We start from the raw sequence: 13,223 nt of genomic DNA, 5'->3' as shown, positions 1-13,223 counted from the left end.
GCCGTCAGGTCGGGGATTTTGTAAGGGCATGTCGTGAACACACTCCTCACCCGTCGGCTGCTGCAGCTGCTGCCGATGCTGTTCTTTATTTCACTAGTGGCGTTTTTGCTGGTCAAACTTGCGCCCGGCGATCCGGTGGCGGCGTACATTACGCCGCGCATGGCCCCGGAAGATATCGAGCGTATTCGCCAGAGCCTGGGGCTGGATAAGCCCCTGGTCACGCAGTACATCCTGTGGCTGAAAAACGTCCTGCAGGGCGATCTCGGCTATTCGCTTATCTACCACCGCCCCGTGCTGGAGATGATCGGCGAACGCATTCCGGCCACGCTGGGGCTGATGGGCGCGTCGCTGCTGCTGGCGATCGTGCTGGCGATCCCGCTGGGCCTGCTGGCGGGGGCATTTAAGCACCGCTGGCTGGATCACCTGCTGAACCTGTTCGCCTATATCGGCATCTCGGTGCCGATTTTTTGGTTCGGCATCTTGCTCATTACGGTCTTTGCCGTGCAGCTTAACTGGTTCCCCAGCATGGGTATGCGCACCATCGGCATGGAAGATAACGCGCTGGACGTGCTGCGTCACGGCGTGCTGCCGTGTATTGCCCTCACGTTCTACAACCTCTCCAGCTACGTGCGCTACATCCGCTCCAACACCATTTCGCAGCTCTCGGCCGACTACGTGCAGACCCAGCTGGCTTACGGCGCCACGCGTTCCAGCATTCTGTTCCGCCACGTGCTGAAAAACGTGCTGCTGCCGGTGATCACCCTGTTCGGCCTGTCATTCGGTGAGCTGATTGTGGGGGCCTATGTGACGGAAAGCGTCTTCTCGTGGCCGGGGATGGGGCTACTCGGGATCCAGTCGATCGCCTCGCTGGACTACCCGCTGATCATGGCGATCATCATGCTCTCGTCGATGATGCTGATCGTCGGTAACCTGATCGCCGATCTGCTTTATCGCTTCGCCGATCCCCGCATTCGTACGCTGAGGTAACCCGGATGAGCAGACGCTGGCAGCAGGTTCGTCACCAGCTGCGCCGCAACCGTCCGGCGCAGTTCTCCCTGTTTGTGCTTTTTATTTTCGTTGTCGCCGCACTCTGTGCGGGCCTAAGTCCGTACGATCCGGATCGGATGGCGCTCGGCGCACGCACGCTACCGCCGGATGCCGCGCACTGGTTCGGCACCGACGAGTATGGCCGCGACTACTTCACCCGCGCGCTGTATGGCGGCCAGATCTCCCTGATGGTCGGTTTTCTCGCCATGCTCTTTTCCACGCTTATCGGCACGGTGGTAGGAACGGTGAGCGGCTATTTTGGCGGCTGGCTGGATAACCTGATGATGCGCGCCGTGGATATCCTGATGGCCATTCCGGCCTTCTTCCTGCTGCTGGTGGTGAATGCTTACCTCAAGCCGGGCGTGGATAACATCATTCTGATCATCAGCCTGCTGACGTGGATGAACATGTCGCGGCTGGTGCGCGCAGAAACCTTATCGGTGAAAGAGCGCGAGTATGTGCTTTATGCCCGCGCGTCGGGGGAAAACCCGCTGCGCATTATCGTGCGCCACATTATTCCCGGCGTGCTGCCGACCATTATCGTGGCCGCCACGCTCAATATCGCCTCGGCCATTCTGATGGAGTCGACGCTCAGCTTCTTAGGGCTGGGCGTGCAGGCGCCTGCGGCATCGTGGGGAAGCATGCTCAACAACGCCCAGTCGTATATTGGCGAAGCGTCGTGGCTGGCGATGTTCCCCGGCATTTTGATCCTGCTGACGGTGTTCAGCTTTAACGTGCTGGGCGATGTGTTTCGTACCGCCTTTGAGCCAGGAGCGAATCGCGATGAGTAACTTATTAGCGCTTGAGAACCTGCAAACCACCTTCCGCACCCGCGAGGGCGAGGTTCACGCGGTGCGCGGTGTGAGCTTTCAGGTGCAGCCGGGCGAACTTGTCGGCATCGTCGGTGAGTCGGGCTGCGGGAAAAGCGTCACCTGTAAGTCGATCATTCAGCTTCTGGGGAACAACGGACGGATAACCGGCGGCAGCATCCGCTTCCAGAATGACGATCTGGCGCAGAAAACCCCTGAGCAGATGCGCGCCATTCGCGGCAACGAGATCGCGATGATTTTCCAGGATCCGATGACCGCCCTGAACCCGGTGCTGACCATCGGCAAACAGATGGCGGAGATCCTGATGCGCAATAAAGGACTGACCAAAAAAGCGGCCAAAGCGGCGGCTATCGCCATGCTGGAACAGGTGGGCATTGCCGAGGCTGAACGCCGATACGATCAGTATCCCCACGAGTTCAGCGGCGGGATGCGCCAGCGGGTGATGATCGCGATTGCGCTCTCCTGCAACCCGAAGCTTCTTATTGCCGATGAGCCAACCACCGCGCTGGACGTGACCATTCAGGCGCAGATCCTGCGTCTGCTGAAAAGCCTGCAACAGCGGACCCAAACCGCGATTCTGCTGATCACCCACGATCTCGGCGTGGTGGCGCAGGTCTGCAGCCGCGTGGTGGTGATGTACGGCGGGCTGGTGATGGAGGAGGGGAGCGTGGAGGACATTTTTTATCGCCCTGCGCATCCTTACACCCAGGGTCTGCTGGCCTCGCTGCCGCGCCCGGATGAGGTTAATCAGCGCTTATCGCCCATCGAAGGCGCGCCGCCCGGCCTGCTTAACCCGCCGCCGGGCTGTCCGTTCGCCGAACGCTGCCCGAAACGCATTCCCCAGTGTGAACGGCAGCCCGCATTTTACACCACCGGAGAGGACCATCGCGCCGCCTGCTGGCTATGGGCCGATAAGGAGATTCAGGCATGAGTGAACAACAGGCGCCATTAGTGAGCGTTCGCGATCTGCGCAAACATTATCAGCTTAACGGTGGTTTGCTGCGTAAAGGCGTGGCCGTGAAGGCGGTTGATGGCGTGAGCTTTGATATTCAGCCCGGTGAGACGTTTGGCCTGGTGGGAGAGTCCGGCTGTGGGAAATCCACCCTCGGGCGCGCCATCCTGCTCCTTTTCGATATTACCTCTGGCGAGATCCACTTTGCCGGGCAGGCGATCGCTCACGCCCGCGAAAAAGAGCTCAAGCCGCTGCGTAAGCGGATGCAGGCGATTTTTCAGGATCCTTACTCCTCGCTTAACCCGGGCATGACGGTACGACAGCTGGTGGCCGAGCCGATGCAGATCCACGGCTACAGCCGCGAAGAACAGCGGGAACGGACGGAAACGCTGCTCTACAAAGTGGGGCTTAAGCAGGAGCACCTTGAGCGGTTCCCGCATGAGTTCAGCGGCGGGCAGCGCCAGCGCATCAGTATTGCCCGCGCGTTGTCCGTGCATCCTGAATTCGTGCTGTGCGATGAACCGCTTTCTGCGCTGGACGTCTCGGTGCAGGCGCAGGTGGTGAATATTTTGCAGGATCTGCAGCAGGAGCTGGGGCTGACCTATCTGTTCATCGCCCACGATCTCTCCATGGTGCGCCATATCTCCAGCCGCATTGGGGTGATGTATCTCGGTAAACTGGTGGAGATGGCCCCGGCGAATGAACTGTATCAGCGTCCCGCGCACCCCTACACCCGCGCGCTGCTGGCGGCGGTTCCCCGGCCCGATCCGCGCATCCGCAATCTCGAAGACGCCACCCTGCGCGGCGACATTCCAGGCCCCACGTCCGCGCTGCCGGGCTGTAAGTTCTGCAGCCGCTGCCCGCACGCCATGCCGGTTTGCCAGACGCAGGAGCCTGCGATGCAGGAGATTGCGCCAGGGCATTTCGCGGCGTGCTGGTTGTTTAACGTGTAATTAATGCCCCACGCAGGTGTATGATAAATGCCCCTCTGTCAGGTTAATTACAACGTGCAGACGACGACAACCCTTAAAAAAATTGCCGCCTGCCTGTTTTAGGTTGGATACATGCGTAAAGGAAAGTTAAGCAGTGATGCGCCATTCGGGACATTGTTAGGCTATGCGCCCGGTGGCGTGGCGATTTACTCTTCAAATTACGGCAGTCTGGACCCGCGCAACTACCCGCAAGACGCGGATTTTCGCAGCTACATTGGCAACGAATACATGGGCCACAAGTGGCAGTGCGTTGAGTTTGCCCGCCGTTTCCTGTTTCTCAACTATGGCTTCGTGTTTACCGACGTTGGCATGGCGTGGGAAATCTTCTCCCTGCGCTTTTTGCGTCAGGTGGTGAACGATAACATCCTGCCCCTTCAGGCTTTTGCCAATGGCTCAAAACGCGCGCCGCGGGCCGGGGCGCTGCTGATCTGGCAAAAGGGTGGCGAGTTTCACGAGACCGGCCACGTGGCGGTGATCACCCAGCTTCTGGACGATAAGGTGCGTATCGCCGAGCAGAACGTGATTCACTCTCCGCTGCCGCTCGGGCAGCAGTGGACGCGCGAGCTGCGTCTGAGCGTGGAGAACGGGTGTTATACGATCCATGACACTTTCAACGACACGGAGATCCTCGGCTGGATGATCCAGACCGACGACACGGAACACAGCATTCCCCAGCCGGAAATCGACGGCGAACTGCTGAAAATCAGCGGCGCGCGGCTGAAAAACAGGCGTCAGTTCGACGGAAAATGGCTTAACGAAAATGACGCATTGCAGCAGGCGTATATCCGCGCCAACGGCCATGTGATCAACAAAGATCCCTGCCAGTACTTCACCATTACCGAAAGCGCCGAGCAGGAGCTGATCAAGGCCACCAACGAACTGCACCTGATGTACCTGCACGCCACGGACAAGGTGCTGAAAGACGACAGTCTGCTGGCGCTTTTCGACATCCCGAAAATCCTCTGGCCGCGCCTGCGCCTCTCCTGGCAGTGGCGTCGTCACCATATGATCACCGGTCGTATGGATTTCTGCATGGATGAGCGCGGCATCAAGGTCTACGAGTACAACGCCGACTCCGCGTCCTGCCATACCGAGGGTGGGCTGATTCTCGAAGAGTGGGTGAAAAACGGCTATCGCGGCAACGGGCATAACCCGGCGGAAGGGCTGCTGGAAGAGCTGACCGGCGCCTGGAAGCACAGCCACGCGCGGCCGTTTGTCCACATCATGCAGGACAACGATGTCGAAGAGGACTATCACGCGCTCTTTATCCAGCGTTCGCTGATGCAGGCCGGGTTTGAAACCAAAATCCTGCACGGGCTGGGGGCGCTGAGCTGGGATGCCGCCGGACAGCTGATTGACGACGAAGGTCGCCACGTCAACTGCGTGTGGAAAACCTGGGCGTGGGAAACGGCGATAGAGCAGATCCGCGAGGTCAGCGAAACCGAATACGCCGCCGTGCCGATCCGCACCGGACATCCTGAAGGCGAAGTGCGCCTGATTGACGTCTTACTGCGCCCGGAGGTGCTGGTCTTTGAACCGCTGTGGACCGTCATTCCCGGCAACAAGGCGATTCTCCCGGTACTGTGGCAGCTGTTCCCGAACCACCGTTACCTGCTCGACACCGATTTTGAGGTTAACGATCTGCTGAAGCAGACCGGCTATGCCGTCAAGCCGATTGCCGGACGCTGCGGCAGCAATATCGACCTGATCAGCGCCCAGGACGAACTGCTGGATAAATCCAGCGGCAAGTTTGTCGATCGTAAAAACATCTACCAGCAGCTGTGGTGCCTGCCGAAGGTCGACGGCAAGTACATTCAGGTCTGCACCTTCACCGTGGGCGGGAACTACGGCGGAACCTGCCTGCGCGGCGATGACTCGCTGGTGGTGAAGAAAGAGAGTGATATCGAGCCGCTGATTGTGGTTAAAGATAAGTAGTTATTACCCGCAATAAAAAAGCCCCCGCTGGGCATTCTGCGGGGGCTTTTCGTTACTGTTCTTCCTCTTCCAGCTGCTCGCTGATCTTCAGATCGATGATGCGGCCAATCTGGTCATGATAGACCGTCAGCAGGTTGTACTGGCTCATCTCGGAGATGATCTGCGGTGAGACATTAAAGCTGCGGGCCAGCTCCTCCTGGTGAAAATAGCCCGGCTGACGCCGCCTCACGTGGGCGCGGCGGCGGTTGTACTGATACCACAAAATCAGCAGCCAGCCATTGAGCGCGGCGAACAGTAAATAGATCAACACCGTATTAAAGGACGCAATAATGACGCCCCAGCGGTGGTCGCTCTCATCGGTGAGCTGCATCCAGAGCCGGGCATACAGGAAAAACAGAAAGCCTCCCCACGCCACCAGCGTTAACGCGGCATCGAAAACACGTGGCAACAGCCGATGTTCGGTCAGAATTAAGGTATTTTCGTTCATTGAATGCTTCCTTTTCCCCGGTCCGGACTGATCCAGCGCGCGCGGGCGCGCTGGCGTTTAAGCATGACTTTTGGAAATGCGACGAGGGTGGTGAACAGGCCAATCATCCAGTACACCATCGGGAACCAGATCACCCAGAAAAGCGAGCTGGCCACCTTCCGTTCATAGCGTCGCTCGATGTACAAACTGACCAGGAACTGCAGGAGGCACATCACCCCCAGCAGCAGCCCGGTAAACTCCGGTGGAAAGAGGCTCTCCACGGTCAGCCTGGCAGGAACAGGGGCGATATGGCTGAGGATAAATAACAGCACCGTCATCGCGTACGCGAAGGCCCACAGCGTTGACAGGGCATACTCAAGAAACAGGGGCCACATGCGGTGATGTTCCCAGCGCACAATCCTGCGAAGGTTGACCAGAAACACCTCCGCGCCGCCCTGGGCCCAGCGCAGACGCTGTTTCCACAGGCCCTTGAGCGTCTCCGGCATCAGGATCCAGCACAGCGCCCGCGGCTCGAAAAAGATATCCCAGTGGCGCAGCTGGAGCTTCCAGCTGATGTCGATGTCTTCGGTGATCATATCCGGGCTCCAGTACCCGACGTCCGCCAGCGCCTGTCGGCGAAAGGCGGCGATGACGCCCGAGACGGTAAAGACCCGGCCATAGATCCGCTGCGTCCGTTTGATGAGCCCAATAATCGATGAGAACTCGCCCACCTGGATGCGACCAATCAGCGTGGAACGCGTGCGAATACGCGGATTCCCGGTGACTGCCCCAACGTGGGGATACTGAATCAGCGGTGCCACCAGATACGCTGCCGTATCGCGATCGAGCAGGGCGTCACCGTCAATGCAGACCAGCAGATCGCCCCGGGCCGCCGCTGCCCCGGCTTTGAGCGCCAGCGCCTTCCCCTGGTTTTCCGCGAGGTTAATCACCCGCAGGCGCGGCTGCTCCTGCGCCAGAGCCTGCAATATCTCCGCCGTGTTGTCAGAGGAGCCGTCGTTGATGGCGATAACTTCTATATTTTCATACCGCTGATCCAGCGCGGCGCTGATGGTCTCCCGGGCATTTCGTCCCTCGTTAAAGCAGGGGATCAGAATGGAGATGAGCGGCTCACCGGCGAGCGTCGGCGCGGGCGTCTCTTTATCCCACGACCAGTGGCGTTCAAGCTGAAACCAGAAATAGAGGCCGCCGGTTATCCAGAGCACCGACATGAACAGCGGCCAGAAGAACACAAAATCCAGAATCAGCTCGCCGGTAAAGAGGGCGGCCACGCCTAACGGCAACCCGAATACCAGACATAAAATAGAAAAGGCGATAATGCGATCAGTCATTGTCAGGATACCAGTACGAAGAAAATACAGGCCTGATACGTGAGATATCAGGTTGGTTGTTGATGAAATCATCGGGGTAGTAGCCGTAGTTTTTGACGCCGTTCAGCTGGAGCACGCGCATCCACTGTGCCAGCTGGCTGTCGGAAACGGCGCGCGGCGGTTGCTTATCCCAGTCTCTGGCCTGCAGCTCGAAAATGGTTTTATCGAGTGCGCCGGGACGCGTGGCGACCGCTTTAACCAGACGCGTCAGCCAGGCATCGCTTTCGTCTACCGGGACGGACTCCATCAACGGCATGGCCATCGGCACCGTCCAGTCATACTCCGCCAGAAAATCGTCAAGATTCTGCGCGAACCACGCCTCGCTTTCGGGTTGCAGAATGGGTAAGGCGAACATGTTGCGCGCGGTTTTTATCTGCGGGCCACGGATATGCTTCACCGCCAGGCTCAGGGCGTGGGTAAACCCGATAAGCAGTTGGCTCTTCTGGCGAGTCGTGTCCTGCCCGGCATCGTCCACGTCCGTCAGCACCGCATCGTCATGGAACAAAATCCCATTGAAGCTGGCATAGCGGGACAGATCTTCATAGATGTCCGTCACTTGCTGGCGCACCTGCGGGTTCCACGGGGAGAGCCGGATATAGGGCTCGGTGGCCTCGCTCAGCTGGCCTGTCTGGCGATCCCGGCGCTGCACGCGCGGCAGAGCAGGATCGAGATCGAACGAGAGCACCGGCATCCACGCGAAGACTTTCACGCCCGCGCGGGTTTGCAGCTGCCAGGAGACAAAATTAAAGAGATCGGCCCGGACCGGTAGCCGACGGTTGGGAAAATAGAGCGCTTTGATCCTGCCGTCGCCCTGCGGGTCGGCAAACGCCTGCAGGAAAACATGGCTGATTTTCATGTCGTAGACCCGCTGGATCAGCCTGTTGATATTTTGGGTCTGCTGGGCCGGATCGGGATCGTAAACGTAGTCGAGATCGACGTGCATGACGCGCACGGGCTCGCGCTCCTGAACCTGGCTTACCGTACTGGCAAACGCCTTAAGGGAGGGATTACCGGCGATCAGCAGACGAGGGATGTTCCCCAGTTCCTGCACGTTCCCCAGCCCGTCTTCAAGGGTAAAGGCCAGCTGATAACCCTGCTGTCTGGCGATCGCAAGCGACGTACCGTTAGCAGCGCCGTAGGGCCAGACCCAGGCGCGCGGCGCCTTGCCCGTCACCTGCGTGATTTTTTCAGTCACTTTACGAACGTCATCGCCGATCCGCTGGTTGAACTGTTGGTCGGTTTCATAGCGGCCCGTGGCTTTATCATAAAAGCGATTGGCGATCGCCGGTTCGCGGCTGCCCTGCGGGTTGGCCGGAATGCCGTAATGCGAGGCCCAGGTATGCGATCCAATCTCAATCAGCGGGGACTGGCTGAGCTCGCGCACCATGTCCCACGTCGCGAAGCGATCGCGGGGCGTCATCAGACCGCCGAAGTTAACTTTTTGATTTTCCGGCGTATCCACCCAGCTGCCCACCGGTGCCCACAGCGCAGGAACGTTCCACGCCTGAAGCAGTGGCCAGACGCGGGTGTAAAAACTGCTATAGCCGTCATCAAAGCTGAGCAGAACGGCTTTGGGCGGCAGCGTTTTTTTCCCGTCATGGGCATCGAGAATGTCCTGCACGCTGATGACGTGATAGCCGTTGTGCAGCAGCCAGCTTATCTGCTCGTTTAGCGCGCTGGTACGCACGGAGAGGTAGCGCTGATCGGCGGCATCGTCTTCGACGTCGTGGTAGGCCAGTACCAGAAACTGGTTCTGCGGCCAGGGTTTGCTCGCCTCCAGCTGTGGCCGCGCGTTGGGCGCAATAAACGAAAATGCCTGCGCGCAGACGCTCGCGCTGAGGCAGAGCCAGCCGATGAGTATCAGGCTCACGGAAAAACGTGTGTTCATCATCATCATCCTTAAAAGCGTAAAGTCGCATCAAACGTGACGGAGAGGTTGCTTTCGCGTTTGCCGTCGTAAGGGCGCTTGTCCCAGTTCAGCATCACGCCGGTGTCCATGACGTTGTTCCACTGAACGCGTTGTCCGTAACCCAGCAGGGTGATGGCGCCAGCGGACTGATTTTTCTGCCAGTAGCCGCCGCCACCCGCCACGAACTGCTGGGTCCAGAGGGTGTCGTAATGGCGATACATTTCATGGTCGATGGACAGGGCGGCCGTCACGGAGAGATCCCGCGCCGGGTTGTAATAGAGCGTGTCGTGCAGGCTGTTTTTACTGGCGGCGATCCCTGGTTCGAGATCCAGCGTCAGGGACGGGGTCTGCCAGAGACGCTCCTTACCCGTGAGGGTGTATTCCTGACGGCGGTTATGGTCTGAGAAGCGGCTGAGGGCGGCGCTGAACTGGTACTCACGGCGCTCGTTTTGATACCAGCGCACCCCGCCTTCACCCCGGTTGGCGCTGATCCCGTTGCGTAACGCCCGCAGGGGTGTGGTGCGCGACAGGCGTTCAAGGCTGCCGCTGACCTGCCAGTTATCCGTCAGAACGTACGAGGTTGAGAGGCGAGCGCCCGGCTTGTTTGCCCCGTGATAGCGGTTGCTGGAGAGCTCGGCTTCGAGCTGGAGGTCGCGTGGTCGCCATTCGACGCCGCCCAACAGGTGACGGCTGGTGCCTTTGCCTTCTTCGAAATTACTCTGCGCATAGCGGGTGCCGGCAAACAGCCGCCAGTTATCCGCTACGGGCGGGCCATAGAGCGTGGCGTCCCAGTTGAGGTCGTGCGTCCCGCTGACGGGGTTATCGGAGTGCAAGCCCTTGCTCGCGTTGAGGCGCAGTTCGGACATATGGTGGACGGTGCGTAGCCTGTCCAGACGCCTTGCGCTGCGATCGACGGGCGTGCGGGTGATGACGTCGTCGGCCAGTAAATCCATCTGCCGCCACTCCTGCAGATCCATGGCGACGTAAGCCTGCTGCTGCTCAAGTTCCAGATTCGAGGGCTCCAGCGCCTCCGCCATTTTCAGCGTTTGCTCGGCCGCGCGCGGCAGACCCCGCGCCTGAAGCAGCGTGGCGTAGTCAATCTGTAAGCCCTGATTGCCCGGCGCCGTTGTCGCCAGATGGTGCGCCAGCTTTTCGGCTTCCGGCAGGGCATTCGTCGCCAGCAAATAGTTAAAACGGAGCGACTGCCCGGTAAGCCACAGATCGTTAGGCTGAGGGGTAGGGGAGCCGAAATCGTAGCGGGTCCAGGGGACGTTGCGGGTCTGGCGCTCTGCATACCGGCGGGCGGAGGGATACTCTCCCGTATCCAGCCAGGCGTAGAAAAGCGCGTGCTCCTCATCCTGCGGGTCGGAAGCGTATTGCGGATAGCGTTGCAGAAGCGCGAAGGCGGCAGCCGCGTTTTTCTCCTGCAGATACGCGGAGATCACCCAGCCGATTGCCCAGCCCGGCACCGGATGCTGGGCTGCCGTCAGATCCTGATATTCGCTGATGACCCGCGGGTAATCACCATGGGCGTACAGCGCGCCGAGCCGGTCGATACGCGCAAGGATGATGTCTTCCGCCGCCTGCGGCTCGCGTTGCCAGCGAGCAAGCAGCGCGCCGTAACGATTCAGCGCAGATTGCGCAAGCTGCAGGCGCTCCTTTTCTGTTCGGCCAGGTACATCGGCAAGGCGAACGCTTTCGGCTGCGGCATTCAGCTCAAGGCGACGACGCTCCGCGGGGGACAGCGCCACCTTTTGTGAAAGAAGGAGCGCGGGGGTATTGACCCGGTTATCCGTTAGTGCATCAATCAGCTCCCTGAGGAGCGTTTTATTCTCAGGTGCGATATTCAGCGCTCGCGTGTCTGCTAAGAGCCGATCCCAGCTTTTTCTCTGGCGTAACCAGACATATGCCAGCGTCTGAAGATGCGCCTGAGAGGGATTTTCCGCCACCAGCCGCCGGGCTTCCTGCAGGGCAAGCGTATCTTTGCGGGCATCGGCCAGGGTTTTGATATAGCCGATACGATAATCGTCGTTATCCGGCGCAAGGCTGCGCGCCTTTTCCCAGAGCGCCAGGGCTGGCTGCCACGCCTTTTGATTTCGCCTGGATTGCGCGACAGCCGCAACGCCGCGGGCGGGCAGCGGCATATAAATGCTGTAGCGCTGCCAGACCTGTATAACCTCGTCATCATGACCTGCCCAGGCCGCCACCTGTAACCAGTCCGCGACGTTTTCAGGCGTCAGGGCATGCTGCTGCTGATAACGCTGAAGATAATCGAGAAACGACGTGTAATTACCGTTACGCGCCTGTTGAATCTGTTGTTCATAAACGGATTCCGTAGCCTGAACCAGAACAGGAAAGAGTAATAACAGAAACAATAATGTTGGGGTGCGATAAAAGAATAATGTACTGAAGCTAAGTGATCTTTCCATATCTATTTGCCATTTGTTTATCATGAATCCATTGCATAACACGGCCGCCTTTAAGCTCAGCGTAAAAGGCCATAAATGAGAACATTAAATCTGAATGCAGTGATGTTACGGGGTACTTACTTAAAGGTAATTATGGATCCTCATCTCAGTAGACTGGATGGGAGGTAATGTACACCTGATATGTTGCCGGATAAATATGCTGAAAAGCGGCTGAGTAGTTTTGAGATAATTCTGGAGCGAGCAGGTTTTAATGATTATTTTGAATTGAGGTCTTAATCGTAACTAACTGAAATAAAATGATTTTATTTTTATTGTGACAGTTTTGTATATATTTTTAATGACGCATATCTGCCTCAATTAAAGTACTTTCTGGTGCATGTTTGGGAAGTTTCATGACAAAAATTCTTAATGTTTAGAGAAGTGACTTTTCTGCGATTGTTTTTTATTTATAATTAATGGCAGCCATTGAATGATAGTCTACAGGAAGTCTTACTCATCAATGTGTGTATTGAGGGATGTCCAAAGCCAGAATACATTTATCGTTAATATAACGGCGCTATAAAACGAAGGCGGTCTTCTTTTCGCAGGATCGTTCTTGCTTTAATCTAAAAGGGATGGTTAGTGGCAACTTCAATAGTGTTAGTGACTCAGGATCGCTACCTTGTCAGGGGCATGCGGATATTTTTTCCGGATATTATCCTGCTCGATTCGATTGACAGAAACATATTTGATAACGGTGCAGATGAATATTCTGTATTGATTGATAGTCGTTGTCCGCTCCGTTTATATGATTACCTGATACGCCATCCGGCCAGAACGAGAAAAACGATCTGCTGCGTTATGCTTGATATGCGTCACCGCGAGGAGAATCTGCTCAGTATGAAGCTGTTTATGAATACGTCGCTGACGGCGCCGGATATGGCCTCGCTGTTTAACCTGGTGCTTAATATGAAGGGCCGACGCCTGACCACGAAGTGGCTGCTGAATTTACGGCTGAGCACACATGAAACGATCATGTTGCGGTTGCTGAGGGCAGGGATGTCAATGGAGGAGATTGCAGGCGAGCTGAATACGTCGGTGAAAAGCCTCTATCGCAAACGGACGGCGCTCTCGGAACGGCTGGGGGCGGAGAACTTTAATGAGGCGTGTTTGTTTATCTTTAAAAACAAACTGCTGGACGCAGGTGGGAACGATCCCTAGAGTGGGGAGAGAACAAAAGCAAAAAACCGCCACGAGGGCGGGTTTTTTATGAAGTAGACAGTTATTTTCTTTATG

General features: G+C 57.6%; 10 protein-coding genes. 6 read left to right on the top strand and 4 right to left on the bottom strand.

Annotation, left to right across the window (positions count from 1 at the left end):
• Positions 1–33: 33 nt before the first annotated feature.
• From AC4IC4_RS19250 to gss, 5 genes are all read left to right on the top strand, one after another.
• A complete protein-coding gene (locus tag AC4IC4_RS19250) occupies positions 34–987 on the top strand; it encodes an ABC transporter permease (RefSeq protein WP_491471716.1) in 954 nt (317 codons plus the stop codon).
• A gap of 5 nt (positions 988–992) precedes the next feature.
• Complete coding sequence (locus AC4IC4_RS19245; RefSeq protein WP_021242100.1) at positions 993–1,838, top strand: ABC transporter permease; 846 nt, start codon at positions 993–995, stop codon at positions 1,836–1,838.
• Positions 1,831–2,808 carry an ABC transporter ATP-binding protein gene (locus tag AC4IC4_RS19240; protein WP_491471715.1) on the top strand — a complete coding sequence of 326 codons (978 nt, stop codon included), beginning with the start codon at positions 1,831–1,833 and terminating at the stop codon, positions 2,806–2,808. Before AC4IC4_RS19245 ends, AC4IC4_RS19240 begins: the two co-directional genes overlap by 8 nt.
• The gene (locus AC4IC4_RS19235; RefSeq protein WP_491471714.1) at positions 2,805–3,782 is read left to right on the top strand and encodes an ABC transporter ATP-binding protein; all 978 of its coding nucleotides are present in this window, start codon (positions 2,805–2,807) and stop codon (positions 3,780–3,782) included. The genes AC4IC4_RS19240 and AC4IC4_RS19235 overlap by 4 nt, the downstream gene beginning before the upstream one ends.
• Positions 3,783–3,893: 111 nt before the next feature.
• The gene (gss, locus tag AC4IC4_RS19230; RefSeq protein ID WP_061714481.1) at positions 3,894–5,756 is read left to right on the top strand and encodes a bifunctional glutathionylspermidine amidase/synthase; all 1,863 of its coding nucleotides are present in this window, start codon (positions 3,894–3,896) and stop codon (positions 5,754–5,756) included.
• A 52-nt stretch (positions 5,757–5,808) separates the two neighbouring features.
• On the opposite strand, the gene pgaD is transcribed toward gss, so the two are convergent.
• Genes pgaD through pgaA form a run of 4 tightly spaced genes read right to left on the bottom strand, consistent with a single transcriptional unit; the run spans position 5,809 to position 11,948 of the window.
• Positions 5,809–6,243 (bottom strand): poly-beta-1,6-N-acetyl-D-glucosamine biosynthesis protein PgaD, encoded by a 435-nt coding sequence (pgaD, locus tag AC4IC4_RS19225; RefSeq protein WP_032650232.1) that lies wholly within the window; start codon positions 6,241–6,243, stop codon positions 5,809–5,811.
• Positions 6,240–7,571, bottom strand: a complete 1,332-nt coding sequence (gene pgaC, locus AC4IC4_RS19220; protein ID WP_491471713.1) for a poly-beta-1,6-N-acetyl-D-glucosamine synthase — start codon at positions 7,569–7,571, stop codon at positions 6,240–6,242. The genes pgaD and pgaC overlap by 4 nt, the downstream gene beginning before the upstream one ends.
• Positions 7,564–9,501, bottom strand: coding sequence for a poly-beta-1,6-N-acetyl-D-glucosamine N-deacetylase PgaB (gene pgaB, locus AC4IC4_RS19215; RefSeq protein WP_491471712.1), 1,938 nt, complete (start codon positions 9,499–9,501; stop codon positions 7,564–7,566). The genes pgaC and pgaB overlap by 8 nt, the downstream gene beginning before the upstream one ends.
• Before the next feature lie 8 nt (positions 9,502–9,509).
• The gene (gene pgaA / locus AC4IC4_RS19210; protein WP_491471711.1) at positions 9,510–11,948 is read right to left on the bottom strand and encodes a poly-beta-1,6 N-acetyl-D-glucosamine export porin PgaA; all 2,439 of its coding nucleotides are present in this window, start codon (positions 11,946–11,948) and stop codon (positions 9,510–9,512) included.
• A gap of 672 nt (positions 11,949–12,620) precedes the next feature.
• Here pgaA and AC4IC4_RS19205 point away from each other — a divergent pair.
• Entirely contained in the window at positions 12,621–13,148 is a 528-nt protein-coding gene (locus tag AC4IC4_RS19205) for a LuxR family transcriptional regulator (RefSeq protein WP_491472840.1), read from the top strand.
• Positions 13,149–13,223 lie beyond the last annotated feature (75 nt).

The sequence above is a fragment of the Enterobacter sp. Taxon_2 genome, from assembly GCF_058355295.1.
This window is presented reverse-complemented; position numbering and strand designations above follow the sequence as displayed.

Coding starts and splice junctions, on each gene's coding strand:
- AC4IC4_RS19245 (WP_021242100.1), top strand. CDS start 993: ATGAGCAGACGCTGGCAGCAGGTTCGTCACCAGCTGCGCCGCAACCGT.
- AC4IC4_RS19240 (WP_491471715.1), top strand. CDS start 1,831: ATGAGTAACTTATTAGCGCTTGAGAACCTGCAAACCACCTTCCGCACC.
- AC4IC4_RS19235 (WP_491471714.1), top strand. CDS start 2,805: ATGAGTGAACAACAGGCGCCATTAGTGAGCGTTCGCGATCTGCGCAAA.
- gss (WP_061714481.1), top strand. CDS start 3,894: ATGCGTAAAGGAAAGTTAAGCAGTGATGCGCCATTCGGGACATTGTTA.
- pgaD (WP_032650232.1), bottom strand. CDS start 6,243: ATGAACGAAAATACCTTAATTCTGACCGAACATCGGCTGTTGCCACGT.
- pgaC (WP_491471713.1), bottom strand. CDS start 7,571: ATGACTGATCGCATTATCGCCTTTTCTATTTTATGTCTGGTATTCGGG.
- pgaB (WP_491471712.1), bottom strand. CDS start 9,501: ATGATGAACACACGTTTTTCCGTGAGCCTGATACTCATCGGCTGGCTC.
- pgaA (WP_491471711.1), bottom strand. CDS start 11,948: ATGGAAAGATCACTTAGCTTCAGTACATTATTCTTTTATCGCACCCCA.
- AC4IC4_RS19205 (WP_491472840.1), top strand. CDS start 12,621: ATGCGGATATTTTTTCCGGATATTATCCTGCTCGATTCGATTGACAGA.